The sequence below is a fragment of the Planktothrix rubescens CCAP 1459/22 genome (assembly GCA_904830895.1).
Lineage (GTDB): Bacteria > Cyanobacteriota > Cyanobacteriia > Cyanobacteriales > Microcoleaceae > Planktothrix > Planktothrix agardhii.
In genome coordinates this window covers 1,198,320-1,224,054 of the sequence record LR882958.1, presented here as the reverse complement: position 1 = coordinate 1,224,054, position 25,735 = coordinate 1,198,320, and the positions used below count along the sequence as shown (strand labels likewise).

32 protein-coding genes and 2 tRNA genes are annotated in these 25,735 nt (G+C 39.7%); 17 read left to right on the top strand and 17 right to left on the bottom strand.

Annotation, left to right across the window (positions count from 1 at the left end):
- Positions 1–18: 18 nt before the first annotated feature.
- Both NMG86_RS05750 and NMG86_RS05745 read right to left on the bottom strand, forming a co-directional pair.
- Entirely contained in the window at positions 19–2,265 is a 2,247-nt protein-coding gene (locus NMG86_RS05750) for a sulfotransferase (protein ID WP_087882211.1), read from the bottom strand.
- 204 nt (positions 2,266–2,469) lie between these two features.
- Positions 2,470–2,631 carry a glycosyltransferase family 4 protein gene (locus tag NMG86_RS05745; protein WP_141296287.1) on the bottom strand — a complete coding sequence of 54 codons (162 nt, stop codon included), beginning with the start codon at positions 2,629–2,631 and terminating at the stop codon, positions 2,470–2,472.
- 329 nt (positions 2,632–2,960) lie between these two features.
- Between NMG86_RS05745 and NMG86_RS05740 the strand changes: the two genes are divergently transcribed.
- Both NMG86_RS05740 and NMG86_RS05735 read left to right on the top strand, forming a co-directional pair.
- Positions 2,961–4,550 carry a tetratricopeptide repeat protein gene (locus NMG86_RS05740; protein WP_499103561.1) on the top strand — a complete coding sequence of 530 codons (1,590 nt, stop codon included), beginning with the start codon at positions 2,961–2,963 and terminating at the stop codon, positions 4,548–4,550.
- 28 nt (positions 4,551–4,578) lie between these two features.
- Positions 4,579–4,779, top strand: a complete 201-nt coding sequence (locus NMG86_RS05735; protein ID WP_499103559.1) for a hypothetical protein — start codon at positions 4,579–4,581, stop codon at positions 4,777–4,779.
- A gap of 66 nt (positions 4,780–4,845) precedes the next feature.
- On the opposite strand, the gene NMG86_RS05730 is transcribed toward NMG86_RS05735, so the two are convergent.
- Positions 4,846–4,919, bottom strand: a tRNA-Pro gene (locus NMG86_RS05730).
- 91 nt (positions 4,920–5,010) lie between these two features.
- On the opposite strand from NMG86_RS05730, the gene lipA reads away from it, so the two are divergent.
- From lipA to NMG86_RS05705, 5 genes are all read left to right on the top strand, one after another.
- On the top strand, positions 5,011–5,880 hold the full coding sequence (gene lipA, locus NMG86_RS05725) for a lipoyl synthase (RefSeq protein ID WP_026797209.1): 870 nt from the start codon (positions 5,011–5,013) through the stop codon (positions 5,878–5,880).
- A 192-nt stretch (positions 5,881–6,072) separates the two neighbouring features.
- Positions 6,073–8,085 carry a serine/threonine-protein kinase gene (locus NMG86_RS05720; RefSeq protein WP_026797208.1) on the top strand — a complete coding sequence of 671 codons (2,013 nt, stop codon included), beginning with the start codon at positions 6,073–6,075 and terminating at the stop codon, positions 8,083–8,085.
- Positions 8,086–8,327: 242 nt separating this feature from the next.
- Positions 8,328–8,546 (top strand): type II toxin-antitoxin system HicB family antitoxin, encoded by a 219-nt coding sequence (locus tag NMG86_RS05715; RefSeq protein WP_199918700.1) that lies wholly within the window; start codon positions 8,328–8,330, stop codon positions 8,544–8,546.
- Positions 8,543–8,764 (top strand): type II toxin-antitoxin system HicA family toxin, encoded by a 222-nt coding sequence (locus NMG86_RS05710; RefSeq protein ID WP_026789039.1) that lies wholly within the window; start codon positions 8,543–8,545, stop codon positions 8,762–8,764. Before NMG86_RS05715 ends, NMG86_RS05710 begins: the two co-directional genes overlap by 4 nt.
- A 208-nt stretch (positions 8,765–8,972) precedes the next feature.
- Positions 8,973–9,335 (top strand): hypothetical protein, encoded by a 363-nt coding sequence (locus NMG86_RS05705; protein ID WP_052338646.1) that lies wholly within the window; start codon positions 8,973–8,975, stop codon positions 9,333–9,335.
- 54 nt (positions 9,336–9,389) lie between these two features.
- Here NMG86_RS05705 and NMG86_RS05700 read toward each other — a convergent pair.
- Positions 9,390–9,463, bottom strand: a tRNA-Asp gene (locus NMG86_RS05700).
- 158 nt (positions 9,464–9,621) lie between these two features.
- Here NMG86_RS05700 and glsA point away from each other — a divergent pair.
- The 3 genes from glsA (at position 9,622) to cutA (ending at position 11,977) form a co-directional block, all read left to right on the top strand.
- A complete protein-coding gene (gene glsA, locus NMG86_RS05695; protein ID WP_026797207.1) occupies positions 9,622–10,542 on the top strand; it encodes a glutaminase A in 921 nt (306 codons plus the stop codon).
- Between the two features lie 175 nt (positions 10,543–10,717).
- Positions 10,718–11,626, top strand: a complete 909-nt coding sequence (locus NMG86_RS05690) for a pentapeptide repeat-containing protein (RefSeq protein WP_026797206.1) — start codon at positions 10,718–10,720, stop codon at positions 11,624–11,626.
- A 27-nt stretch (positions 11,627–11,653) separates the two neighbouring features.
- Positions 11,654–11,977 (top strand): divalent-cation tolerance protein CutA, encoded by a 324-nt coding sequence (gene cutA, locus NMG86_RS05685; RefSeq protein WP_026789034.1) that lies wholly within the window; start codon positions 11,654–11,656, stop codon positions 11,975–11,977.
- Between the two features lie 24 nt (positions 11,978–12,001).
- Here the strand turns inward: cutA and NMG86_RS05680 are convergent, their stop codons facing one another.
- Positions 12,002–12,172 carry a helix-turn-helix domain-containing protein gene (locus NMG86_RS05680; RefSeq protein WP_081692358.1) on the bottom strand — a complete coding sequence of 57 codons (171 nt, stop codon included), beginning with the start codon at positions 12,170–12,172 and terminating at the stop codon, positions 12,002–12,004.
- Positions 12,173–12,718: 546 nt separating this feature from the next.
- Between NMG86_RS05680 and NMG86_RS05675 the strand changes: the two genes are divergently transcribed.
- Positions 12,719–12,880 carry a hypothetical protein gene (locus NMG86_RS05675; RefSeq protein ID WP_499103731.1) on the top strand — a complete coding sequence of 54 codons (162 nt, stop codon included), beginning with the start codon at positions 12,719–12,721 and terminating at the stop codon, positions 12,878–12,880.
- Positions 12,881–13,091: 211 nt separating this feature from the next.
- On the opposite strand, the gene NMG86_RS05670 is transcribed toward NMG86_RS05675, so the two are convergent.
- The 3 genes from NMG86_RS05670 to NMG86_RS05660 are packed head-to-tail and all read right to left on the bottom strand — an operon-like array spanning position 13,092 to position 15,226.
- A complete protein-coding gene (locus tag NMG86_RS05670; RefSeq protein ID WP_026797204.1) occupies positions 13,092–13,439 on the bottom strand; it encodes an AlbA family DNA-binding domain-containing protein in 348 nt (115 codons plus the stop codon).
- 4 nt (positions 13,440–13,443) lie between these two features.
- Entirely contained in the window at positions 13,444–14,400 is a 957-nt protein-coding gene (locus tag NMG86_RS05665) for a hypothetical protein (RefSeq protein WP_026797203.1), read from the bottom strand.
- Positions 14,401–14,404: 4 nt separating this feature from the next.
- Positions 14,405–15,226, bottom strand: a complete 822-nt coding sequence (locus NMG86_RS05660; RefSeq protein ID WP_026797202.1) for a hypothetical protein — start codon at positions 15,224–15,226, stop codon at positions 14,405–14,407.
- Between the two features lie 326 nt (positions 15,227–15,552).
- Between NMG86_RS05660 and NMG86_RS05655 the strand changes: the two genes are divergently transcribed.
- From NMG86_RS05655 to NMG86_RS05635, 5 genes are all read left to right on the top strand, one after another.
- On the top strand, positions 15,553–15,840 hold the full coding sequence (locus NMG86_RS05655) for a hypothetical protein (protein ID WP_026797201.1): 288 nt from the start codon (positions 15,553–15,555) through the stop codon (positions 15,838–15,840).
- 152 nt (positions 15,841–15,992) lie between these two features.
- Entirely contained in the window at positions 15,993–16,247 is a 255-nt protein-coding gene (locus NMG86_RS05650; RefSeq protein WP_026797200.1) for a hypothetical protein, read from the top strand.
- A gap of 15 nt (positions 16,248–16,262) precedes the next feature.
- Positions 16,263–16,748, top strand: a complete 486-nt coding sequence (locus NMG86_RS05645) for a helix-turn-helix domain-containing protein (RefSeq protein ID WP_026797199.1) — start codon at positions 16,263–16,265, stop codon at positions 16,746–16,748.
- A gap of 550 nt (positions 16,749–17,298) precedes the next feature.
- Complete coding sequence (locus NMG86_RS05640) at positions 17,299–17,613, top strand: VapC50 family PIN domain-containing toxin (protein ID WP_052338645.1); 315 nt, start codon at positions 17,299–17,301, stop codon at positions 17,611–17,613.
- 175 nt (positions 17,614–17,788) lie between these two features.
- Positions 17,789–18,199 (top strand): hypothetical protein, encoded by a 411-nt coding sequence (locus NMG86_RS05635; protein WP_026797198.1) that lies wholly within the window; start codon positions 17,789–17,791, stop codon positions 18,197–18,199.
- Positions 18,200–18,271: 72 nt separating this feature from the next.
- On the opposite strand, the gene NMG86_RS05630 is transcribed toward NMG86_RS05635, so the two are convergent.
- Positions 18,272–18,457, bottom strand: a complete 186-nt coding sequence (locus NMG86_RS05630) for a type II toxin-antitoxin system HicB family antitoxin (protein ID WP_026797197.1) — start codon at positions 18,455–18,457, stop codon at positions 18,272–18,274.
- 90 nt (positions 18,458–18,547) lie between these two features.
- Positions 18,548–21,523: an L-glutamate gamma-semialdehyde dehydrogenase gene (gene pruA, locus NMG86_RS05625; RefSeq protein ID WP_071783111.1), complete on the bottom strand. Its 2,976-nt coding sequence runs from the start codon at positions 21,521–21,523 to the stop codon at positions 18,548–18,550.
- Between the two features lie 346 nt (positions 21,524–21,869).
- Here pruA and NMG86_RS05620 point away from each other — a divergent pair, with 346 nt between their 5' ends.
- On the top strand, positions 21,870–22,400 hold the full coding sequence (locus NMG86_RS05620) for an REP-associated tyrosine transposase (protein ID WP_026789026.1): 531 nt from the start codon (positions 21,870–21,872) through the stop codon (positions 22,398–22,400).
- Positions 22,401–22,657: 257 nt separating this feature from the next.
- Here NMG86_RS05620 and NMG86_RS05615 read toward each other — a convergent pair whose 3' ends face one another.
- The 7 genes from NMG86_RS05615 to NMG86_RS05585 form a co-directional block, all read right to left on the bottom strand.
- The gene (locus NMG86_RS05615; protein WP_036842278.1) at positions 22,658–22,843 is read right to left on the bottom strand and encodes a type II toxin-antitoxin system HicB family antitoxin; all 186 of its coding nucleotides are present in this window, start codon (positions 22,841–22,843) and stop codon (positions 22,658–22,660) included.
- 45 nt (positions 22,844–22,888) lie between these two features.
- Positions 22,889–23,047 (bottom strand): hypothetical protein, encoded by a 159-nt coding sequence (locus NMG86_RS05610; RefSeq protein WP_155806195.1) that lies wholly within the window; start codon positions 23,045–23,047, stop codon positions 22,889–22,891.
- Positions 23,004–23,465, bottom strand: coding sequence for a hypothetical protein (locus tag NMG86_RS05605; protein ID WP_026797195.1), 462 nt, complete (start codon positions 23,463–23,465; stop codon positions 23,004–23,006). The genes NMG86_RS05610 and NMG86_RS05605 overlap by 44 nt, the downstream gene beginning before the upstream one ends.
- Before the next feature lie 191 nt (positions 23,466–23,656).
- Positions 23,657–24,064, bottom strand: coding sequence for a barstar family protein (locus NMG86_RS05600; protein WP_052338643.1), 408 nt, complete (start codon positions 24,062–24,064; stop codon positions 23,657–23,659).
- The gene (locus tag NMG86_RS05595; RefSeq protein WP_071782578.1) at positions 24,061–24,465 is read right to left on the bottom strand and encodes a guanyl-specific ribonuclease; all 405 of its coding nucleotides are present in this window, start codon (positions 24,463–24,465) and stop codon (positions 24,061–24,063) included. Before NMG86_RS05595 ends, NMG86_RS05600 begins: the two co-directional genes overlap by 4 nt.
- 166 nt (positions 24,466–24,631) lie before the next feature.
- Positions 24,632–25,033, bottom strand: coding sequence for a hypothetical protein (locus tag NMG86_RS05590; protein WP_026797193.1), 402 nt, complete (start codon positions 25,031–25,033; stop codon positions 24,632–24,634).
- 104 nt (positions 25,034–25,137) lie between these two features.
- Positions 25,138–25,593: a cupin domain-containing protein gene (locus NMG86_RS05585; protein WP_026797192.1), complete on the bottom strand. Its 456-nt coding sequence runs from the start codon at positions 25,591–25,593 to the stop codon at positions 25,138–25,140.
- Positions 25,594–25,735 lie beyond the last annotated feature (142 nt).

The window sequence follows — 25,735 nt, the reverse complement described above, 5'->3', positions numbered from 1 at the left end:
TCCACAGCATCCAAATCTTCAACCCGCATCGGCGGGTTTTGCTTGTGTAGCTGCGGTTTCAACCGCTTCAACTTCTTCTTCAACCTCTTGGGTCTTGCTTGGGTCATGAGATTTTTCGGTCAGGGTAACACCTTTTTTTAGTGTCATTTGTCGGACTAACTGTTGCCATTCCTCAGAATTAGTTAAACTTTCGGAATCTAGTTCCATGCCCTGGGCTAAGGACAATTTAGAGAAACTTTCTAACCAGGTTAAAATGATTTCGCTAGGGGAAGCTGTGGTTAACTTTAAGGCTTTTTGCAGGTGGGCTTTCATTTGCGGCAGTTTACCGTTACGATAGGCGTTCCAAGCATCCCAAATTAGGAGGTTATAGTCCATCTCCGTATGTTTTTTAGGATCATTGCTGAGGGTTTGTTCCAGTTGTTGGCGCTCTTGGATTTGTTGGGTTTGCAATTGAGATTGAGCTAATTCAATTTGAAGTTGATACATTTGAGATTGCGATCGTTTTAATTCGGTTTGCAGTTGATTAACTTGGGCTTGTTTTTGTTTTAATTCTCGCTTGGTTTCCTGGAATTGAGATTTAATTTCTGTTAATTCGGTTTGAGCTTGTTGGAGTTGGGAGACTGATGTTTCTAATTCCTTGATATAGGTCTGTTGTTGTTCTAACTCCTGTTTGGTTTCCTGGAATTGAGATTTAATTTCTGTTAATTCGGTTTGAGCTTGTTCGAGTTGAGATTCGGACTGTTGTAATTGAGAATGGGACAAATCAAACTCACTTTCGACTTGATATAGTTGGGAATTAGAACGTTTTAAGTCTCGTTTGAGTTGTTTAACTTGATTGCTCGTTTCTTGTAATTTATCTTGATCTTGTTGGAGTTTAATTTGAGTTTTCTCTAATTCTTCTAAACTTTGATGCAGTTGAATTTGAAAACGTTCTTCCCGTTTTTGCGCCTGTTGTAACTGTATTGTTAATTGACTTAAAATTGATTCAACTTCATTCCGTTGAGCTTCCGCTTCATCTAGTTGAGATTGAGAGCGTTTTAAATCCTCTTGAATTTGAGGATACTTAATTTCATAGTCTTCTAATTCTTCTTGAGTTTGATGTAATTGCGATTGATACCGCATCACATCAAATTGAGCTTGACTTAATTGGGTTTTAACTGTTTCTAATTCAGTACGAGTTTGATGGAGTTGATTATGAGATTGTTGTAAAACAGACTCGGTTTTACTTAACTGAGTTTGAAATTGTTGTAAAACAGATTCGGCTTCTTGTAACTGAGATTGAGATTCGTCTAATAGAGATTCCGCCGTTTTTAGTTGGGTTTTTGTTTGCTCTGATTCAGCTTGAATGACTTTGGCTTCTTCTAATTCAACTTGTTCCTCCTGCAATTGAGATTTTAGGGATTTATTCTCTATTTCTAATTGACGTAAATTAACCCATTCTTGAAAAGCCCAAGTTTTGTATAGGGAAGGTTTTAATAATTCTTGCCAAGAAAAATCAGGTGTTTGTTCAGGATGCCATCCTCTCCCTTCTAGTTCTTGATAGAGTTCAATGGCTTCGGGAAAGTAATGGTCAATTAATGTGGGTCGCTGACTATTAGATGAAATTTCTGTTCTCAACAACGAAGGATCATAAGCAGTGGGGGCGGGATGACTTAAATCAACGTTAAACTTATGATTAATTGTATCAATATAGGCGTTTTGATATTGAACAATTGTTTTTAGATTAGTTAACAAACAACGATGTTGCTCCCGATTATAAAAATTGAGAATTTTTTGATTATAATGCTGCCAATATTTGATCGCTAATTCGGGTTGAGATTGAAACATTTCATCCCCCCGTCGATACAAGGAGTCAGCCACTTCCCAAGGAGAACGATATATTAATAAAAATCTGGCTTCGGGTAACAGTTTTGCCCAAAAGTCTAAAAATAAGGTAGTTCGAGGTTCTTGCCATCCCCAAACAGAACTTAACCCATTTTGTTCTACTATATATTTAGCTCGGTCAATTAAGGGTGCATTAATCTGTAGATTTTCCTCAAGTGTCCATCCATCAATATTAACCCCTAGGGCACGAAAGGCATCCAAATGAAATTCCAAAAAATCTGGGTTTTCAAAATATCCCTTGGCATTAAATTCGGTCGCTTCCATCAAACGACGACCAATATGAACCCCTGCACTTTGCAGAATTGATGCAGTTAAGGAGGTTCCTGAACGGTGCATTCCGGTGATAATGAAAACGGTTTGTTCGCTGTGGGATTTTTGCATAATTTTTGAATACTATGTCAATTAAATAATTTTAGTATAAATGGGTTGCCTGTCCTACCAAATTTCTCGGATATTATCGAGAATCTCTCAAAAAGCCTGACGCTCTTTTAGTAGATTATGTTCATTGGCGGTTTGTTTCCCATGGGTTAACATTTCCTGAACTTGAGTCTGAGAATATTGTAAGGCTTGTTAGCTCGTTCGGAATCAACTTTCTGTGGTATAGTCGGGACGGAAACAATTATACCCCGACAGACAAAAGGAACGATTACCAATACAATCTGGAAAAATGACCAGTGTTCCAACTGCCATTCCCTCTAAAGCCGGAAGATAAAAACCCTCTCCTTCTTTTTGGTTGGGGAGAAACACTGTTATTGTAGCACGATTTAGCTGCTCTAAATAGTCTTTTCTCGAAAGTTGAGTGGTTCAGAGTTCTACTTTTTGACCGATTGTTTCTAATTTCTGCTTTAACTCCTGTCCTACTTCTGGTTCTTTTAATGCTGCAATCTTTTTTAATTGGGAAACAGAAAATGACATCAATTCGGTGTAAAATTCAGAATAGGTACAATGGGGCGGAAATTCGGTTGGAACAATCGGGTCGTGATTAACTTCTCAATTCCTAAGTGTTTGGCTAAAGTTTTCGTCCTCCGGTAGAATCTACCTTTAATTAAATCATAAAACTTATTGAGATTTTTGGTATGAGTGTTAGCTATTTTGAGACCGCCAATCAACTGTTAAGAAAAAGTCAGTTTGACAATGCCATTGAAAGCTACCAAAAAGCGATTGAAGAAAACCCAAAATCGGCTTGGTCTTACTACAATTTAGGGGAAGCCCTGGTCAATACCGGAAGTATTAAAGAAGCGATCGCAGCTTACCAAAAAGCGGTGGATCTCAACTCTAATTCCCCTTGGTTTCATGATCGCTTAGGTAGTATGCAACTGCAAGCTGGACAGTTGAGTGAAGCCATAAGTTGCTTTCAAACAGCCATTGCTCTCGATCCCAGCTTTTCTGAATTTTACACCAATTTGGGTATGGCTTTGACTCAACAAGGCAATATTTCAGAAGCTATTTCTTCCTTCCATAAGGCATTAGCCCTAAAGCCCAATGATGGGGAAACTTATTACTATCTCGCACAGGCTTTCACACAACAAAACCAAAAGCAAGAGGCGATCGCAGCTTACCATCAAGCCTTAGAAATTAATCCCTATTGGTCGGAATGTTATTTAGAATTAGCCAAGATTCAAGATAACTTAGGTCAGACCGATGAAGCTATTAAGAATTATCATCGGAGTTGTCAACTCAATCCTAATTTAATAGAAGCATATCAGAGTTTGCGAACTATCTTAGAACAGCAGGAAGAATGGGAAGAACTCATTAAACTCTCCCGTCGTTGTTGTCAGGTGAATTCTAACTCCGCCGAAGCCTATTATGATTTAGGAACAGGATTAATTCACCAACAGGAATGGGAAGAAGGTATCATTGCTTTGCGTCGAGCTTGTGAACTCAATCCTGAATTTATAGAGGCTTATCAACAGCTAGGACAGGCTTTATTTCAACAAAATGAATGGGAAGAAGCCGTAACAGTTTATCGACGTTGTGTTCAACTTAATCCTGATTCTGTTGAATATCAATGGAGTTTAGCTAAAGCCTTAGTTCAAGTTTATAACTGGGAAGAAGCGATTCAAGTTTATCGTCAAACTTGTTATTTAGAATCTTCTTCGGCTGAGTTATATGATCAATTAGGACAAACTTTAGCACAATTTTATCAATTTGAAGAAGCGATCGCCACCTATCGCCAAGCCTTAGAATTGAATCCTGAAAATCAGGGTGAAATTCAAGCCCGCCTACAACAAATTTTAGAGAAACAGCGTCAATTTGAAGAAGTGATCGCCATCTATCGTCGTACCCAAGAGTTTAATCCTAATTCCTTTGAATCCTATCAAAATTTAGGACAAACTCTCCGACAACAAGGCGATATTGAAAATGCTATTGTAGCCCTACGTCGCGCCTGTGTTCTTAACCCCGGATCTCCAGTCGCTTATCACCTTTTAGGTCATACCTTTGCCATCTTACAAAAGTGGGATGAAGCTATTAGTTGTTATCGCCGGGCTTGCGAGATTTATCCCCATTCTCCCGATATTCATTTACATTGGGGAGAAGCCTTAGAACAGAAAGAAAACTATCAAGAGGCTCTGGCTTATTTGCAGAAAGCAATTAACCTAAAACCAGACTTTGATTTAGCCTATGAAGCCATGGGTCGCGTGATTTCAAAAAAAAAAGGGAGTTAACTTAGATCCCCTCTCTCGATATCGGGAAATGCAGAAAAACCGTCCTACAGATCCTGAAACTTATCAGGATCTAGGACAACAATTACATCGTCAAGGCTATTTAAAAGAGTCAATTAATTGTTATCAAAAAGGGATAGAATTACAAGGAGAACCGATTCATTTATGGTTTTATCGGAATTTGGGAGAAGCGTTAATCAGTTATCAGTCATCAGTTATCAGTCATCAGTGAAGGGGGACTCTGGGACAATTTCTTTCTTCTTCCTCCAAATAATTTGACACTCGACAACCGTCAAAATCGGGATGATAGGATTTGAACCTACGACCCCCTCGTCCCGAACGAGGTGCGCTACCAAGCTGCGCTACATCCCGATGCCTTAATTAAGACACCTTTAGTGAGTATAACACAGAAAAGATCAGTTAGGATCTATAAAGATGTGAATTTATTAGGAAAAGGTAGCCCGTGGTAGTCAAGCCAGACTGGTTAAGAGTCAAAGCCCCTCAATGGGAGCGTGTTGGCAACGTCAAAGGGATTTTGCGGGATTTAGGCTTAAACACCGTCTGTGAGGAAGCCTCCTGTCCCAATATTGGGGAATGCTTCAATGCTGGAACCGCTACATTTTTAATTATGGGGCCAGCTTGTACCCGGGCTTGTCCCTACTGTGATATTGATTTTGAGAAAAAACCCCAACCCCTAGATATTACTGAACCCGAAAGACTAGCGGAAGCGGTACGACGCCTGAACTTGAATCATGTTGTGATCACTTCTGTGAATAGGGATGACTTACCCGATGGCGGTGCGTCCCAGTTTGTTCGGTGTATTGAGGGGGTGCGATCGCTCTCTCCCCAAACCACTATTGAGGTCTTAATTCCCGATTTGTGTGGTAACTGGGACGCCTTAGAAATAATTTTGCAGGCTAAACCGGAAGTTCTCAACCATAATACCGAAACCATCAAACGGCTGTATCGGCGGGTTCGTCCCCAAGGCGACTATCAGCGCAGTTTGGAGTTATTAAAGCGATCGCGCCAACTCAGACCCGAAGTTTATACTAAATCTGGGTTAATGGTGGGACTGGGTGAAACCGATGCGGAAGTTCGAGAGGCCATGGAGGACTTGCGAGCCGTTGATTGTGATATTTTAACCTTGGGTCAATATCTCCAACCCACACCCAAACATTTAGCCGTCGAGGGATTTATCCCACCCGAACAATTTGATACTTGGCAGCAGTTTGGTGAGTCTATCGGTTTCTTACAGGTGGTGGCTTCTCCCCTAACCCGCAGTTCCTACCACGCAGAACAGGTACGAGCCTTAATGCACCAATATCCGCGTTAATACCGTAGTGAGTCCTTTAGGACTCCCTCTCAAGGTTCGAGCCTTAATACAACGATATCCGCGTTAATACCGTAGTGAGTCCTTTAGGACTCCCTCTCAAGGTTAGAGCCTTAAAGCAGCAATATCCCCGTTGATATTCCAGTTTCCCAAAATTGAGACAAAATAGAGAGAATATTCTAACCCTTGAGAACGATGAAATGTTGCATCAACCCCCAATGTCCGAACCCAAACAACCCCGATAATACGGTTTACTGTCAAAGCTGCGGCGTCCCCATACCCGACTTCCTGCGGGGACGGTTTCGCATGATCAAACTGTTAGGACAAGGGGGGTTTGGTCGGACTTATTTAGCCGAAGATCGGGATAAACTGGATGAAAAATGTGTAGTTAAACAGTTTGTTCCCATGATCCAAGGGACAGCAGGACTACAAAAAGCTTTAGAATTATTTAAACGAGAAGCGAAACAACTGCAACAACTAGGACACCATTCGCAAATTCCGGCATTATGGGGCTATTTTTCAGAAAATAATCAACTCTATTTAATTCAGCAATATATTGAAGGGGAAACTTTAGATAAAATTTTACAAAAACAAGGGGTTTGGACAGAACAGCAAGTTAAGGAATTATTAATCAGTTTATTACCTGTTCTCAAATTTATTCACCAGCAAAAGGTGATTCACCGTGACCTCAAACCCGATAATATTATGCGTCGTGGAAATGGGGAATATGTATTAATTGATTTTGGCGTAGCGAAAGATTTATCAGGAACGGTGGTATATACCCAAATCGGAACCCGTGTTGGTTCTCATGGATATGCAAGCCGGGAACAAATGCAAGGGGGGGAAGCCTATGCCGCTAGTGATTTATATAGTTTAGGAGTAACTTGTTTTTATCTATTAACTAAAATTTCACCTCTGGAATTATGGTTAGATGACGGTTACAGTTGGACGACAAATTGGCAAAAATATGTCAAGCAACCTCTGAGTCCACAATTAAAGAAAGTTCTTGATCAGCTATTAAAAAAAGATATTGAAGATCGTTATTCTTCTGCTGATCAGGTGTTACAGAATTTACAGATAATACGACCACCACAACCAGCGCCAACACCGAAGCCAACACCGAAGCCAACACCGAAGCCAACACCGAAGCCAACACCGAAGCCAACACCGAAGCCAACACCGAAACCAACGCGCACCCACAATAATCATATTAACTTCTGGGTGGGTTTATCTATTGGGATATTGCTGTTAGTCGGATTATCTATTGGGATATTGCTGTTAGTCAGACTTGCTATATATACGAATAAAAATACTTCTAATCAAAAGTCCTCACCCATCGCCCAATCAACTCCCACACCAACGGAAAATCAGATCAGCAATTCTACAATATCACCAACTCCCATAGCCGTTGCCACAACCGCCCCCTCACCCCAAGTATCCTCGCAAAATGCTGCTTTAGTTGCTACTCTCACCGGACATTCAGATGATGTCTACTCTGTAGCCTTCAGTCCCGATGGTCGGACGTTAGCCAGTGGGAGTAATGACAAGACGATTAAATTGTGGGATGTGCAGAGCCAAGGGAAAATTGCTACTCTCACCGGATATGATGATGTCTACTCTGTAGCCTTCAGTCCCGATGGTCGGACGTTAGCCAGTGGGAGTTGGGACACCACGATTAAATTGTGGGATGTGCAGAAGCAACGGGAAATTGCTACTCTCACCGGACATTCAGGTTTTGTCAACTCTGTAGCCTTCAGTCCCGATGGTCGGACGTTAGCTAGTGGGAGTGCTGACGGGACGATTAAATTGTGGGATGTGCAGAGCCAACGGGAAATTGCTACTCTCATCGGACATTCATATTTTGTCATGTCTGTAGCCTTCAGTCCCGATGGTCGGACGTTAGCCAGTGGGAGTTGGGACACCACGATTAAATTGTGGGATGTGCAGAAGCAACGGGAAATTGCTACTCTCACCGGACATTCAGGTTTTGTCAACTCTGTAGCCTTCAGTCCCGATGGTCGGACGTTAGCCAGTGGGCGTGCTGACGGGACGATAAAATTGTGGGATGTGCAGAGCCAACGGGAAATTGCTACTCTCACCGGACATTCATATCGGGTCAAGTCTGTAGCCTTCAGTCCCGATGGTCGGACGTTAGCCAGTGGGAGTGGGGGTTGGAACAACACGATTAAATTGTGGCGAGCACCGTAGGGGCGGGTTCGCGTTAATCTTGGTTAATCAGCAGAAATCTGAATAAACCCGCCCCCAACCTATCAACAATTCCTGATCCCCCCTAGCCCCCCTTAAAAAGGGGGGAACCGGACTTCAAAGTCCCCCTTTTTAAGGGGGATTTAGGGGGATCAAAACAGAGATTGTCTCGAACCCGCCCCTACGATATAGAAAAATTTCTGTTATTCTAAAACCAGGAAACAATATTATTAATTGCTGTGATTATGATTAGACGAGTAACAATTTATTCCGGTGAGGATGGTTACTGGGTTGTTGAATGTCCGAGTTTACCCGGTTGTGTGAGTCAGGGAAAAACCCAAGAAGAAGCATTAATCAATATTAAAGAAGCAATTCAAGGCTATATTCTAGCTTTAGAAGAAGATGGTTTACCTGTACCCCTCGAAAATGTTGAGACTTTAGAAAATTTACTATTAGTGGTATGAGTAAATTGCCTAGAATTTCAGGTAAGGAATGTGTTAAAGCTTTAGAGAAAGTAGGTTTTTATTTGAGACGACAACAAGGTAGCCATCTGATTCTCAGACGTAATGAACCTTTAACACAAGTCGTTGTTCCAAATCATTCCGAACTGGATAAAGGAACTTTAAGATCAATTATTAGAGGGGCTGGATTAAGTGTTGATGATTTTTTACAATTACTGTAATCTATATTGAAGGCAATAAACCCTAGTTATCAAGTCTTTTGGCAATTTGCGATCGCTTTCAGAAACCGGGTTTCTTTGGGTATTGCGATCGCATTGGGGGATTTGATAATAAAGGATAGAACGAATTGCGTTAGGTAATTTAGGAGATTACCGTTTTGTAGGAGCAGGGGTTTATGAGTTCAGAAAGCTCAGGAGTATTGGAAAGATTATGACAAACATTAAAATACCAACTTCTAAACCCTATCAGGATTTTATCATTGAAAAGCTGAAAAATTCTGAACACGCTGCGGGTTTTTTGACCGCAATATTAGAAGAAGAAAACCCCGAACCTGAATTATTGAAAAATGCGATCGCTAAGGTAATTGAAGCAAAATATCAAAATCAAGATTTATCAAACGAAGCCAAATTATGTTATGAAAAACTTAATCACCTGTTAACAAAATCAGGTTGTGCTGAAATTTATGGTTTTATTGAGTTATTGAATAGTTTGGGATTTGAGATTTCAATTCATGTTAAAGAATATATTACAGAAGTTGAGGAATCAGAAACCGGGTTTCTCAAGATATCTTGATTTGTAGCAATTAACTTAATTAGAAACCCGGTTTCTTGATTATTAACTTTAGAACGGGACTGACGGGGCTCGAACCCGCAACTTCCGCCGTGACAGGGCGGTGCTCTAACCAATTGAACTACAGTCCCTTGCTGTCGTTCTTTTTTTTGCGACAATTTTTATTATTACTGCTTTTTTTTTATTTGTCAAGCCTTTGCTGGGAAAATTTTTTTGACGGGGCTTTTGGTGGAGTCTTCCCCGCAAAGCTAGACTAAAGAAAACAAATTCGGAGGGATTCTCAGTGAATATGGAGTTTAATCCATTAGACAGGTTAACTCAGGAGCAGGTCAATACTTGGGTTCAGGAAGGACAACAACGGAGTCAATTCGGCCAGTTACCCAGCTATATTCCCCAGTTAGCCCAGGTGAACCCCCAGGAATTCGGGGTCAAAATCCTGACGCTCCAGGGCCAATCTTATCGGGCGGGGAATCAAACCCTCCGATTTCCCGTGATGAGTGTGATCAAGTGCTTTCTATTATTAAATCGACTGCTGGAATTGGGGGAGGAGCGGGTCTTCCAACAAGTGGGGGATCAGCCTTCCGATCAACCGTTTAATTCCCTCGAACAGCTACAATCCGATCACGGATGGCCGCGTAATCCAATGATTAATAGTGGGGCGATCGCCCTAGCTGGATTACTTCCCGGTCAGGATGCGGATACTCGCTGTCAGTATCTCTGTTCCTGGTTAAATCAATTAGCCGATTGTCAGTTAGTTTTAGACCAGGATATTCTGGAGTCCGTGCGTTCATCCCCCAATCCCAAAAACCTGGCCCTGGTTTCCACCCTGGCGACTGCGGGTTATGTGGAGCATCCCGATATTACCTTAGATACCTATAACCAAATTTGTTGTTTATCGGCCACAATTTCAGATTTAGCCAAATTGGGTTGGTTATTGCTACAACCAACTAACCCGGAATGGGAAAGCGCCATTCGCATCGTCAAAACCTTAATGATCACCTGTGGGTTATACGAAACATCGGGACATTTTGCGCTGAAGTTGGGAATCCCAACTAAATCGGGGGTGAGTGGGGCGGTATTGTCAATTATTCCCCTACAGGGAGCGATCGCTTGTTACAGTCCACCCCTTGATCCCCAAGGAAATTCGATCGGAGGTTTATTTTTTCTGGAAAAAATAGTTAAAACCCTAAATTTAAGTCTGTTCACTTAGTTTCTACATACCCTATTTAGAAGATTAACAGCCTATTAAACTAAATCAAAAATAATGGAACCCGATTGCCAAAATTAAATTATTAAAAAATGTTAAACACAAAAATATAAAAACTTTATTAAGATTTTATGGTTATATTGAAAATAGCAGCAGAAGTAACTGGAGTGAGACACCCATGGAAGTCAGTCAACTGTTGAGGGAATACGAAGAAGGGGAAAGAGAGTTTACGGAGGTAGACCTCGAAGGAGCAGACCTATCCGGGGTAATTTTGATTGGGGTTAACCTTTCGGGAGCTAACCTAACGGGAGCCAACTTGAGTCGAGCCTTCCTGAGTCGGGTTAAATTCAATGGGGCGTGTTTGCATCGAGTGAATTTGAGTTATGCCAAAATGAATGAGGCACAAGGGGGGGATGCAAACTTAACTAAAGCCAATTTGACGGGGGCTTTTTTGGTTAAAGCTAAACTTCCCAATGCTAATTTAAGCGGTGCAACTTTAGCCGGAGCTAATTTAAGACGCGCCAGCTTACCGAATGCTAATTTATGCTCGGCTAACTTGCCATTCTCGAATTTAAGAGAAACAAACTTAACCGGAGTTAATTTAAAATGGGCAAATTTAGTGGCGGCAAAACTCAGTGGGGCTAATTTATTTGGGGCGGAATTAACGGGAGTTAATTTACAAAGAGCCTACTTAAATGGGATTAAATTAAGTTGCGTTAATCTTGAGGGTGTTAATCTGCATGAAGCTAGAATGAATGGGGCTGATTTAGAGGAGGCAAACCTGATAAATGCTAATCTAAGTCAAGCTCAAATGCGAGGTATTAGGTTAACTAAAGCTGATTTAACCGGAGCTAATTTAGAACAGGCTAGTCTAATGTGGGCAAATTTAAACTGGGCAAATTTATCACAAACAGACTTGAGAGATGCGGATTTAAGAGATGCGTCATTATTGGGAGCTAACCTTGAAAATACTCAATTCCAAGGAGCGCAATTACCGCAATCTTTAAAACTTTATCTGGATTTAGCGATGACCTGCTCTAATTTATATCAAGCTCATACTCAGAAGTGTGAACTTGAGTTAGGATAATTAAAATTCAGATTTAACGGCGCATTCATGGAAACAGATTATACTGTGGTTTTTGTTACGGCAAGTTCTCGTTTGGAAGCGGAAAAAATTGCTCAAGTGTTAGTGGAAGAAAAACTAGCAGCCTGCGTAAGTTTAATGCCAATTCATTCTATTTATACCTGGGAATCAAAATTATGCCGAGCAGATGAATGGCAATTAATTATTAAAACGGATCTCAGAAAATTTGAGCCTTTAACCATAAGGGTTAAACAACTTCACTCCTATGAAGTACCTGAAGTTATCGCTTTACCTATTGTTAATGGTTTAGTAGGTTATTTAGACTGGATTGCTGCACAAACTCAGACCCTTTAAAAAATTTGTTTTCTCTTAATAATTTTATTTACTTTTATAAGGACAAGCATTGATAGGTGTCCTTGTGGATTCCCACCATCTAAATCTTTCACCTAAGCGGTAGTTGTACTGCCTCCGGCAGAGTTCTAGGTGAGCAGTGATCGTTACAACTTGGGCTTTTGTGGGTTTAAGGCGGTATTTGTACGTTAGTTGCATTGAAAACTTCCTTTTCGACCTGTTTCTAGTATAGATTATTTCAACACTTAGATGATATGTTACCCGAAGTATAATTGTCGGACGGAGGTACGGAGTCCGACGAGCATTTCATCGGGAGCGGTGATTTAATCGGGGTACTCCGCGCCAGCGCTCCGAGACATCCCCTCTAAATACACCGAGGGACTTCCCTGCTGTTAGTTAAGTTTTTATCCCTTTAGGTCTTTATGCCAACCCTATCTCAAATTAATCGTTTTCTACTAGGGAAACCCTTACCAACCAGTGCCTACGCCCAGGAAAGACTAACAAACTTTGCCGCCTTAGCAATTTTAGCCTCTGATGCGTTGTCTTCTGTGGCCTACGCAACGGAAGAAATTCTCTTGGTTTTAGTGGCCGCCGGAAGTAGTGCTTTAGGACTGTCTCTGCCCATTGCCGGGGGAATCATTTTACTGTTGTTTGTAATTACCTTATCCTATCGTCAAACGATTCGCGCTTACCCTCAAGGTGGAAGTGCCTATTTAGTAGCGAAGGAAAACCTCGGACTGCACGCTGGGTTGGTGGCGGCGGCTTCTTTTAATTGTTACCCGCTATTGGTGGGAAGAACTATTACACAACCAAACCGCTTTATTTATTCGCCAAGCTTTACGGAGTAATCAATGTCGAATTGTGACAACTGTTCGATACTATGTTTCAATAACTGATCCCCCCTAACCCCGTTAAAAATGGGGGAATTTATCCCCCCTAACCTGCTTGAAAACGGGGGAACTGGTCGCCCCTAATCTTCCGGTTGCTGTATGAATAAACTAGCTCATACTTCCGAAACGGCAATTGCTATTACTTTTTTAGTTATGAATCTCTCTGTCATTCTTAGACAGATTTTTGGGTCGATTTTTTTATTCAATTACTTTTTTCGGATAATTGATTATGACAAGTTATCTGTTAACTCTTTATCTCGAAAAAAACTTATCTCCCATTCATGGGTAGCAGTGGCGCGACGTGGCCCTACTCGCACCCAAACTCGTCCGTTGAAGCGAACGGGGGGAGCATCTGACGGTTTTACAATCACAACAGCTAACTCACAACCTGCTAAAGTTCGCTTTTGCACGGTTATGCTGGGAAAAGGGAGGATATTGCCATCCGAGCGCATATCAGAGAGCGTTCGCAACAGTTCGTCAGTAACGCTGATATTGGCACAAGTTCCATCATCGTTAACACCAATAAATAATACGCCTGGTTTTTGGTGGTTGGGTAAATCATTGTGTTTGTGCAATAACTCAATGCTTAATCCAAATCATAGGCTGATAAGCATTATTGGTTTTTTGCTGAAAATCTTGATACTTATCTAAAGGAGTTTTTATTAAAAAATCATAATGATTTTTGAGATTATCAGTATAACTCTGGCAATATAATTGATACAAAGTAATAACCTCTTGTATCTCTGATTCAGTTAAAATCTTTCGAGGATTAAATAAACATTCTTGATAAATAAAATATAAAATGGCTTTAGACAATAAAAGATTATTAATTTCACGAGCTTCTTGAATCCGATTTTTCTGTCTAGTTAGATTTTGCTGTTTTAAGTAAATCGCTGTCAGATAAGCTTTGAATAAATTTATATAAGCTGAGTAGATAATATAAATCTGATCTAAGGATAAGCTGATTTGCTCTCGATTATTGTGACGGCTAATTAAGTCTCTTAGATGAGTTTCCTGTTTATTTAATAATTTTTCTATATCTATAGCTGTATTTTCACTCAGCCCATAATCTTCTAAAAGCTGAATTAAGCTTAATGAATGTTTAATTAAGAATTTACTCTCGGATAAAAGTTGACGCTGTTCATGTTTGATTAAGCTTTCTATTTGATTTTGAACAATAAATAATTGTTTATCAAGGTTTTCTAACTTGGAGCTAATTAGATAATAACCGACTAAATTAACGCCTAAATTCATTCCTGATAGAGCAATATTAATCCCAGATAAACTATGAATTTGTTTAACAAGAGTCAAGGTTTTTTTGATATCAATGGAATTAACAATTACAGTCCCAGCAGACGATAGTACAATTTCCGCATAGGTCGCCACATCACTACAAGCTAAGATTTGCTCGACATGAGCAATAACTTCCTGAGTAGCAGTATTCCTAGCAATACCACTAGCAAAATTAATCGTTACCTCTCCTAAATGATTCAGTTGAGTCAATTGTTTTAAAAGCTCGTCATACATATTATTCATATTATTAATTTCCTGGTAATGTGAGCATTCCGTTTTGATATATGCTAGTATAGATAAAAAGTATTGTCATTATCAATAATACTTCATCTCTTTGCTTAAAAAACTTAGAACCTGCTAATAATGTTGCCACTAAACCAACACCACCAGCAATTCCCCATCCAATAGGGCCTGCTACAACTCCTAAACCTCCTATGAATGCAGCTAAGTTGATCCCCAAAACACCTAAAATAGCCGGGAGTACAACAGTGAATAGGAAACCTGCTGCTAAATAGTTAAATAAGAAACCAGCGACTATAGGTAGTGCAGCACCTAAAACCACTGGAGCAGCACCGCCTAAAATGGCTTCAATCAAAGCTTTATTGAGTATGCCATCGGCTAGTTTGAAATGATACTTAACAGCAGTTTCTTCCCGAATTTTTTTGATTAATTGTTTTTGCTCTTTTTCTCCTAATGATTGAAATACAAACAGTAAAATACTGCGTGCGATCGCTGCTAATTGCTCACTAATTTCTGGGACTGTATCAATCTTATAAATTTCTGCTAATATCAGTTTTTTTTGTTTCTTTAAATTATTATCTTTTTCCTGTGTTTTTTGCAAAAGAGAGGTTATGTAGTCCTGCCAACAATCAATAATGTCTTGATCATCAACTTTTTTAAGACCTTTTACAGACTTAGTATGGTTTTGCAGAAAACTGTAAATCTTATCTATCATTTCCTGTCGTTTAGGAGGAAAAATATTAACATTAATCAGATTAAGGTTGTTAAAAATATTTTTTAGTTGTTCGTCTTTTAGAGACTCTAAATCGGCTTTTATAAAAGCATTCATAATCAAACCCCTGGTTAATCATCAATGGTGATCAATCTATATTTTATTTATAATCTATCTAAATGTCAAGTAAATTTAAGATTCAACTTTTAATACAGTCTTTATTAGAAAATTTATGTGTTTATACGGATTGATGACAGAATAAAATTTTCTGCACTTATACGGTTGACAAAAACCAGAGTTATATATTAGCATATTAAAGAGTTTAGCAAAAAATAGCTTTTGTCCAAAACATTATCGTTTTTTCCAGAAATCACAATATAGTTTTGATACAGTTATTAAAAACTAAACTCAAACAGGTTCGATAATAATATTAAGGAGTAATTATGGACGATAAATTTCCTGAAAAAGTTGCTAAGGAATCTATTCTTGCTTTTGTAAGAGGCTTTTTTAATGAGCTAGGAGCTATTTTAGTAAGGGTTTTATTTCCATTCAATGTAATCCTAGGATTAGGGGGGAAATTTCTGGTATCTGTAACTACGGTTATAGCCGGTTTTTCAGCTTTATTCGTCGATGCTCCTGATAGTAATGATGATCCTGGCGGTTTTGCAGCTTTATTCGTCGATGCTCCTGATAGTAATAATGATCCTGATAGTAATATTGGAGATATTTGATATTCTAATATTAATTTTGTTGGGTGTAGAGCGATCGCTATTTTAAAAATGGCGATCGCTTTTCTGACTGGGTTCATGTGTTGGAATGCGATCGCCTCTGATACAATTTACTAAGATGGTATAATTAACTTACGTTAATCAATAAAAACACTATGACAACCAAAGAAATAATCCTACACGAATTAGAACAAATTCCTTCTTCTCAACTGGATGAGGTATTAGATTTCATTCGCTCTCTTAAGCAAGCCGTTAAACCGACAGAAAAACCGTATAAACCCATTTGGGAAGTAGCAGATGATATTATTAAAGATATTCCTGAAGAAGTTTTAAGTCAATTGCCAAAAGACGGGGCGGAAAATCATGATTTTTACCTGTCTAAAAACCTCCATCAAGAATTATTTAGATAGTGAGAGGCTGAATCAATGACACTTACAGAGGCTCCAAACTTGCGGTCTGTTCTACCTACGGAAGAAGAAGCTACGATTGCACAAGCCAGTAGCTCGTCTTTAGCACAGTACATCAACAACCAAGATGGATGTACCCGTACCATCAAGCTTGTGCAAGATGACAGTCAAGATGAAGTTGTTGTCATACCTGCTGAGGCTTTTCGTCTACTGCTTGAGATTTTGGCACAGATGGCGAAGGGAAATGCTGTAACGCTGATTCCAATTCAAGCAGAACTTACCACCCAAGAAGCTGCTGACATTTTGAATGTTTCCCGTCCCTATTTGGTGCAACTGCTGGAGTCTGGAGAAATCCCTTTTCGTAAAGTGGGTACGCGCCGAAGGGTGCGTTACCAAGATTTAATGGACTACAAAAATCGAGTTGATGCAGCACGACGGAAAACTCTTGATGAGCTTACTATTCAAGCTCAAGAACTGAATATGGGATATGAAGGAGTCATGTAGTGGCTAATTTTTCCGTTGTCTACGATGCTTGTGTTTTATATCCAGCACCGCTTCGTGATTTTTTAACAGTTTGTGAGCGAGAAGTCCCCACATTCAGATAGCGGTGTGGGCATGAAAGCGAACACATTTTTGAACTTTATGCTTGACTAAATTACCCCAATCAAAGGATAATAAAGATGTTCTTGATAACCACGATCAAACCTGTACTTACCCAGTTATCAGGCTCTCAGAAGTGTGCCAGGGGACTCGCTCTCGATCTCAGTCTGAGAAGGTGACTAGGGCAATAGCAATAAAAGCGTATCCTTAGTCAGGTCAAAACAAAAACTATATAGGTCTTAGGAACTAGGACTTCTGCGTGGGTCTAGTCTTGTACTGGTAAAGGTAGCAATACCAGAGATGCTAAGTAAGACCAAAGTTAGCTTACTAACAGAGGCATTGGCAAATGATACACGAAGCTACTAGCTCAGGCGAAGCCGGCTAGGAGTAGTTCACTGGAACTTGCCATCACTGACTTATTTAAGGCGCGTTGGACAGATGCTATTCACGATGAATGGATCAGAATCCAGATGATCGCCATGTTCTTGCTGCTGCAATTCGCTGTAATGCTGATGTAATTGTTACTTTTAATCTTGATGATTTTCCCAGTCAAGCACTTCAACAATATGGTGTTGAAGCGCAGCACCCGGATGAGTTTATTCTGCACTTACTCGACTTAAACCCAGCAATAGTCTGTAGCGCAGCCGAAATACAACGAATGAGACTCAAAAATCCCCCTAAAACACCTGACGAATATCTGGACACGCTGATAAAACAAGGACTTCCGCAGTCCGTGAGTACGTTAAGGGAGTTGTTTTATAGGATTTAGCGATTGTCTGTTTGTCGTTGCACGCTCTGTGCCACTAACCTAGCAATTTTTAACAGTTAACTTAAAAAAGCGATCGCTCTCTGTTGCGAAAACAGCACCCCTTGTCAATCTTATTAAAAGGCAGTACAATATTATATTGATTTACTGTTCTGTAGAAAAACAGAGTTGTTACATTATGAAAAAGTTAACACTTAAACAAAAATTAAACTTAAGTCTACTAATTTTATCTTTTTTAGATATTATCTTGCTTCGGCAAGCCTGGATTGAGGTTACAGTTCAATCCAGAATAGGTATAGGTTTCTATTTTGCATTTATAGTCTCTTTACTCATTATTGGAATAATAGGTTATCTAATCTTTGATTCTCAAGTTGATAAACTTAAACAATATGAACAAGCTAAAGAATCTTTAAGCAAAAATCCTACAGATATTAAACTTAGAAAAGCTGCATTGGAAGCAGGTCGTAGATATTATGAAAGTTTACGAGGTGGTTATAGAACAACAGTAGATGAACAAGTAATTATGAATGATCTATCAGTATATATAAATACACCTGATCAATCATCCAAGAAAAATAAAAATAGCTAGAAAATATAACAGATTAGAAATGCCAGAAATTTTGTAAGATTATCTGGACTAGAGTTAAAATTTATTTTTTTATTATAGGGGATCTTCTGACACAGGTTGCCCTTTTTCTTGACACACTTCAATATAAAGCTCAATCGCTTCTTTAATATTTATCAACGCTTCTTCTTTAGTTTTTCCTTGACTAATACAGCCAGGTAAACTCGGACATTCAACTATCCAATAGCCATCTTCACCCGGATAAATGATCACTTGTCTCATTAGGGTTTCCTCCTTTTTTTATGATTATAGCGCGATCGCCCTTTTTAAAAGAGCGATCGCCTTTTAATGCGCTAAAGCGCAACAACGGGGTTATTCCATTCCTTCAATGGGGGCAAAACCCTGACGTTGAATGTTTTCTGTGATGTGACGGGGTTCTAAGAATTGTAATAAATAATCTGGGCCCCCCGCCTTAGAACCGACACCGGAAAGTTTGAAACCACCGAAGGGTTGACGGGAAACAATTGCCCCCGTAATGCCTCGGTTAATATACAAATTTCCCACTTCAAATTCCGCTTTAGCCTTGCTAATATGGGAGGGAGTTCTTGAATATAAACCCCCGGTTAAAGCAAAATTAGTCCCATTAGCAATATCCAAAGCTTCATCAAAATTCTTGGCTTTGATCACCGCTAAAACCGGGCCAAAAATTTCCTCTTGGGCGATTTTTGCCGTCGGTAAAACATTAATAAAAACCGTTGGGCCGACAAAATAACCCGTTTCCGGTGCAGTCACTTGGATGGCAAGTTCGGCCTCTTGTTTGCCGATCTCAATATACTCCTTAATCTTCTGTTGAGCATTGGCATCAATTACCGGGCCAACCTGCGTACTCAGTAACGCTGCATCCCCCACATTTAAAGACCGTACTGCCTCAGTTAAACGGTTAACAAAAGCCTGATAAACGGGTTCCAACACCACCACCCGGGAACAGGCGGAACATTTTTGCCCCGTATACCCAAAGGCAGAATAGACCACCCCCGCCACCGCTTGGTCAAGGTCGGCACTTTCATCAACAATAACGGCATTTTTGCCCCCCATTTCGGCAACAACCCGTTTTAGGTGTTTCTGTCCGGGTTTTAGCAGTGCCGCCTCAGCATAAATCCGGCACCCGACTTCCTGGGAACCCGTGAAGGTAATCATGTGAACGTCCGGGTGTTGTACCATATAGGAACCCACCGTCGATCCTTTTCCTGGCACAAATTGGAACACACCAGGTGGCACACCCGCATCGACTAATACTTCCGTAATCTTAGCACCGATCACCGATGACACTTCCGCAGGCTTGAGTAACGTGCAGTTACCCGTTACCAAAGATGCCACCGTCATGCCCACGGGAATCGCCAGGGGGAAATTCCAGGGGGAAATAATCAGAGAAATGCCGCGCGGCTGATAGTTATAACGGTTAGTTTCGCCAGCAGTATCATACTGGTAGCCCTGATCTAGCCGTTCCATTTCGTCGGCATAATAGCGACAAAAATCAATCGCTTCTGACACCTCAGCATCACACTGATGCAGGGGTTTGCCCACTTCATAGACCATCCAAGCACTGAACTCCGCCCGTCGTTGTTCAAACAGTTCGGCTGCTTTCCGTAGCACACCTGCCCGTTCCCGCACAGGAGTATGCCGCCATTTTGGAAACGCAGTTTTAGCGGCTTGAATAGCTGTTTCCGCCTGTTCAACATTAATTAACCCGACTTTTCCAACAATTTCCGAGGGGTTAGAGGGGTTTACCGAGTCTATAATTTGGGTGGTATTAACATATTGACCATTAATTAATGGGTTGTAGGTTTGTCCCAATTGGTTATAGACAATTTCTAAAGCCCGCACCCCTTTATCGCGTAAGGCAGCATTAGAAAAATTGGTATCGGCTGAATTAGGAAATACGGGTTTCCAGGTATCAAAAATATTGCTATTCGGGTTATCTTTGGGGGGAGATAATAACTCGTCAACCGGGCGATTTTCCGAACTTTGACGGATAAAAGAACTATTAGCCGTATTCTCTAATAACCGCCGAATTAAATAGGACATTCCGGGTAATAAATCCCCATAAGGACAATACATTCTCACCCGATATCCTTTTTGAACCAAGGCTTTAGCCAGTTGGTCGCCCATGCCATATAATACCTGCATTTCAAAGGCACGACTGGGGACATTTAGAGTTTCAGCAATCGCCATCGCCCTAGCTTGAGAACGGACATTATGACTACCAATAGCCGAATAAATATATTGATGACTTTCTAACATCAATTGGGTCAATCGTTCAAAATTAGCATCCGTTGCGGCTTTATCATTATAGACAGGTTGGGGCCAGTCATTCTGCATGGATTTAATTGTTTCTTGATCCCAATAAGCCCCTTTAACCAGTCGCACACTCACCGGATATCCTCGCAATTTCACCCATTCAATAATCCCTTCTAAATCCTTTTGAGATTCCCGTAAATAGGCTTGTACAGTCATCCCAATATCCGTCCGGCTACGAAATTCTGATTCCATCAACAGATTTTTTAAAATGCTGAAGGTTAAATCTTTATAGGCGTATTGTTCCATATCAAAATGAACAGCCGCCCCCAATTCCTGCGCCCGACGTAATAAAATACGGATGCGTTCACCGACTTTTTCTTCACTTCCTTTAGCATCTAAAGGATCAAATTGGGAATAAAAAGCAGTTAATTTAACCGATACTTGAACTTTAGAAATCGGGTTGCCATCGGCTTGATCAATTTGGGGAATATTTGACCATTTTTTTGCCGCTTCACTGAGTTTTTCCATCAATTCTAAATAATTATTTAGATAGGATTCTGCCTCAGTTTCCGTAATAACAGCTTCCCCTAATAAATCAACAGTAAACGCCATTTTATCTTTGCGTAACTGTTCTAAAGTTCTAATTATTTTGGGAATATTTTCCCCAGCAATATATTTTTGAGCTAGGGTTTCCACCGCCGGGGCTACGGTGGTCGCCGCCAGTTGTCCGGCTACGGAGTCGGGGTTAGCAAAGTTGAGTAATTTTTTCAACATATCGGGAAGTTCAACTTCTGCCGTTGTCAAATATTCTTGCAAGTGTGCCGCTATTTCCGGTTTACTCCGCAACGCAGGTAAACAGTCAATAAAATGAAATAACTGCACCCGTAAACCTGGATTTGCCATTGTCCAGTCGAGGAGTTTATCATCTAAACGCATTTGGTCTTGTAACTGACCAAACAAAGAGCGTTTTTTCTCTTGGGTCGCCGCTAGTAATTGTTTAGCAATTTCTAGGGTTTTGGCTTCGTAGGTGTCAGGGTATTGTGCAACCACTGTTGAATGTCTCCAATAACGATACAGCATGACAAAAGAAGGAAAATGTCAGGATATCCTAACAATTATTTCCCCTCAATTGTATTTCGGTTCATTTCTTCTATTGTACGTCTAAAGGGGTGACTAGATTAAAGGGGGTTAAAGTTGAGGTTTTATTTTATTAACCCTTGTTCCCAGGTTCCACCTGGGAATACAAATAGGAGGCTCTGCCTCCGATTAAAATAGCAGGCGGAGCCTGCAAGATAGCATTGCTATGTGGAACCTAGCAACGAGGGGTACGAGGGGTGAGATTTATGGGATAATTAGATTCAGTTAACCCTAAAAACAAAAACTATATTAAATTGAGATGGGACGTAGCCGCTATCGAGTCTTAGGAAACCAGCCCCATTTTATTACCTGTACAACTGTCAACTGGATTCCGATTTTTAGCCATCCTGAATTTGCTCAAATTATCCTGGATTCTTTAAACTTTTTACACCATCAACACCGCTTAACTTTACATAGCTATGTGATTATGGAAAACCATCTTCATTTAATTGGAACAGCCGAAAATTTATCCAAAGAAATCAGAACTTTTAAATCCTTTACTGCCCGTTCTATTATTGATCAATTAAAACTAAATCAAAGTCATTATTTATTAACTCAACTTAAATTCGCTAAACTCCCCCATAAAACGGATCAAGAATATCAACTTTGGCAAGAAGGCTTTCATCCTGAAGCCATCCTCAGCGAAGAAATGTTATTTCAAAAAATAGACTATATTCATAACAATCCTGTTAAACGGGGTTATATTGATGATCCCGTACACTGGCGATATTCCAGTTATCGAAACTATCAAGATTTACCAGGATTAATTCCTGTAGAAATTATTTCATAAATAACAGGATTTCCCCCTCGTTTACCCTCGTTACCCTCGTTCCCTGGTGGAACCAGGGAACGAAAATAGGAGGCTCTGCCTCCAGTTAAAATAGCAGGCGGAGCCTGTAAGATAGCATTGCTAGGTGGAACCTAGCAAACAGGATTTCCCCCTCGTTTACCCTCGTTCCCTGGTGGAACCAGGGAACGAAAATAGGAGGCTCTGCCTCCAGTTAAAATAGCAGGCGGAGCCTGTAAGATAGCATTGCTAGGTGGAACCTAGCAACGAGGGGACTTCTCTGGTTCCCTGGTTCCACCTGGGAACGAAAAAAAAGATTCAATCGCTTCTTGAAGTTTACTCATGGATTGTTCAGGATTGTCCCCTTGAGCAACAATCCCATTTTCTAAACATAATGCGACCCAATAGCTCGCACTTTTTTTAAGAACAACGCTATAAAAATCCATTGGTATTACCTCATATCTTCTTGTATTATAGAATATTTTTATAAATTAAATCAGATTTATAATTTGATTAACAATTCTATCAACATCTTGAATTAATAATCTAGCCTGATTTATGGTAATTTGCTCTTGAGGTGCTTTATAAGTATCATCAGATTGAAACTCAGGATAGAGAAACTTTTCTCGATAAATTTCTTTCGCACTCATAAACAATAATTCCCTGTTTAAATTCCTGTATTAAGTCCGGTTTAATATCATTATAGTTAAAAACATGAAAAATAGGCATCAACAAAAATTCAACATAAAAGTCTGCAAAAACTTCTGATAATTCCCAAACAATTTGATTTTTATGTTCAAAATTGCCTAAAATCCAAATATTTACTGTTTCCTGTTCATGTTTTTGGATAATGACATGAGGACTAACTTCTGAACGATAATAATCCTTATACAAATTTTCAACAATAATTAAATCAATCCCATGTAACTGTTTAATTGTCTTGATTTCAGCAGAAATACTGTTGTTAATCTTCTGATAAAATCCCAGAAAATCATCAGGGTGTGATTGTTGGGGAATTGTTAACTCCTTAATTGTATCTCTAATATTGTCTATATCAATAACAATCATATCAACTCTCCTGATTAAACTAATCTATCCACTAATTATCAACGATAAGATAAACCCAATCATTATGTCTTCCTATTTCCCGAATGCAAACAGGGGGCTCTGCTTCCGATTGAAAAACAGCAGGCGGAGCCTGCAAAATAGCATTGCTAGGTGGAACCTAGCAACGAGAGACGAGAGAAATTATCTGTTTTTCAAGGACTGATTAATAATACATAAAATCGCTTATTTCTCTTTAGCCAATATGCGATCGCTTCTGAAAAAACATCATTTAATATTTGCCAATCATTAGGATGATCCTGAGCAAAATTTTGCCATTGATCATAAACAAGCAAATAAGATGAAGCTTTATACCAACTGAGATCAGTTATACAATCTTGCCAAGCATCCCAATTATAACCAAAATATTCGGGTAAATTGATTACGGTGCTGGCTGTTTTCAGAAAATCAGCTTTATTGTTAATTGAAGTTCCCTCAAAATAAAATAACTGACAGTCATATTCTTGACAAAGTTGAGATAAGTCTTCAGGCGAAATATCTAAGGGAAACTGATAAATATTGGGCTGACTTTTACCCTGGATAATATCTAATATTTGATTCATTGTCTTAAAACCCTCAAAAAACTTTGATAATGGTTACTGGTGTAATAAATTTCCCCCTGAATACCGACAACAAAACGCCTCGCTCCCCGATGTCCTATCCCTGGAGTTGGTATGGTATATTCCCGATAATAGCCCTTGGGTTTATAGGGTAATAATTTTTCTCGATTAAAGAAAGTTAATCCATCTTTTTCTGGGTAAGGAAAAGGGCCGCCTTGATCAATTAATTTTAAAGTATTTCGGGCTTCCGGTGGCAGTTGACTCAAATTAACTGTTGGAGCCTGAGCAACGATGGTTATTTCCGTTGCGGAAACCGGAGAAAAGTTAAAATGATAGGTAATTGTAACGGTAAAACAGACTAAAAAAGTCAGGAAAAAGATCAATCCTTTTCTTAAAAAAGACATAATTTTTGATTCAATACCTCCTGAATATTATTTTAATAATATCATGATTTTGGGCATCTCTCATAACCCTGTAGGGGCGAGGCGCGACTCACCCCTACGAGGTATTGGGATATTATCAACAATACCACTAAGCAATATTTCGGTATTGTCACTCAAAACAAATTTTTTATCTCCTTTTTTGGTTGAAAAACATTAAAAACTGAACAAACAGGAAGCTGAACCAAAAAATCAGTAAATCACTGGGAATTGGGGGAATATTATTGAAGTTAGAGGGAGTTGAAGTTTGGAATTTTGGATCTAAACTGATTACCGTTTCCAGATTTTCTGTTGCTTGAAGAATGAACCGATGTTTAGTGGTTGTTTCTGAATTAGGAGTTGGAGCTTCTTGGTTAGAGGAATGAAAACCGAAAATTAAAGTTAAACTTAAAGCGATCGCAACCCCAACAATAAACGTTATAACCGGATCATTTTTGCGGATTATACGTTCTTGTCCACAGGTTAAACACACCCAATGATTTTGATCATGGCCTTGAATCCAACGACAATTAAATCCATTACATTCTGGCATAATTCTATCTCCTAATTTTATCTAATTCCCCCCTTTTTAGGGGGGTTAGGGGGGATCTTCTATCTAATTCCCCCCTTTTTAGGGAGGTTAGGGGGGATCATCCGTTAGTTTCGTTTACCTAAATAGCAGTGAAAGGTAATTCCTTCTTCCTGGGTCGCTTCAATTTCATGCACTTCAAATGGGGCTGTTACCAACCAATAATTTGCTTGAGCAATGGTTGATGTCAATAACAGAAGTTCACCCCTGGAAACACCAAATTTACTCTCACAAACCGAGTTAAAAAGAACCCGAACAAATGCCCAAGCTCGTTGATGGTAATGCGCTAAACTCCGGCTTCCAACGGGCCAAAACATCACATAGATTTCTAAAAATCCAATTTCCAGTAACGGGGTATAAATATATCCAAATTCATGAGATTTTCCCCGTTTTCGTAATCCTTCTAACTGGCGATAATCATTGAGAACTAATAACCGAAAGATGGTGATCAGTGAACTCAAGAAATTAGACAACCCAGCAAACGCGATCGCAACTTTATTGCGTTGAGTCAGTGTTTCGTTCATAATAGAGATAGATTATTTAACTAGATGCCTTTACCCGGTTTACAAGACTGGGTAGAGGTTCACTGCAATTAAGTTAACATCTTCAAAGTCGAGATTGGTCAATTAGAAAAAAATATTAAAAGTCAATTTTAACTCTAGTCAA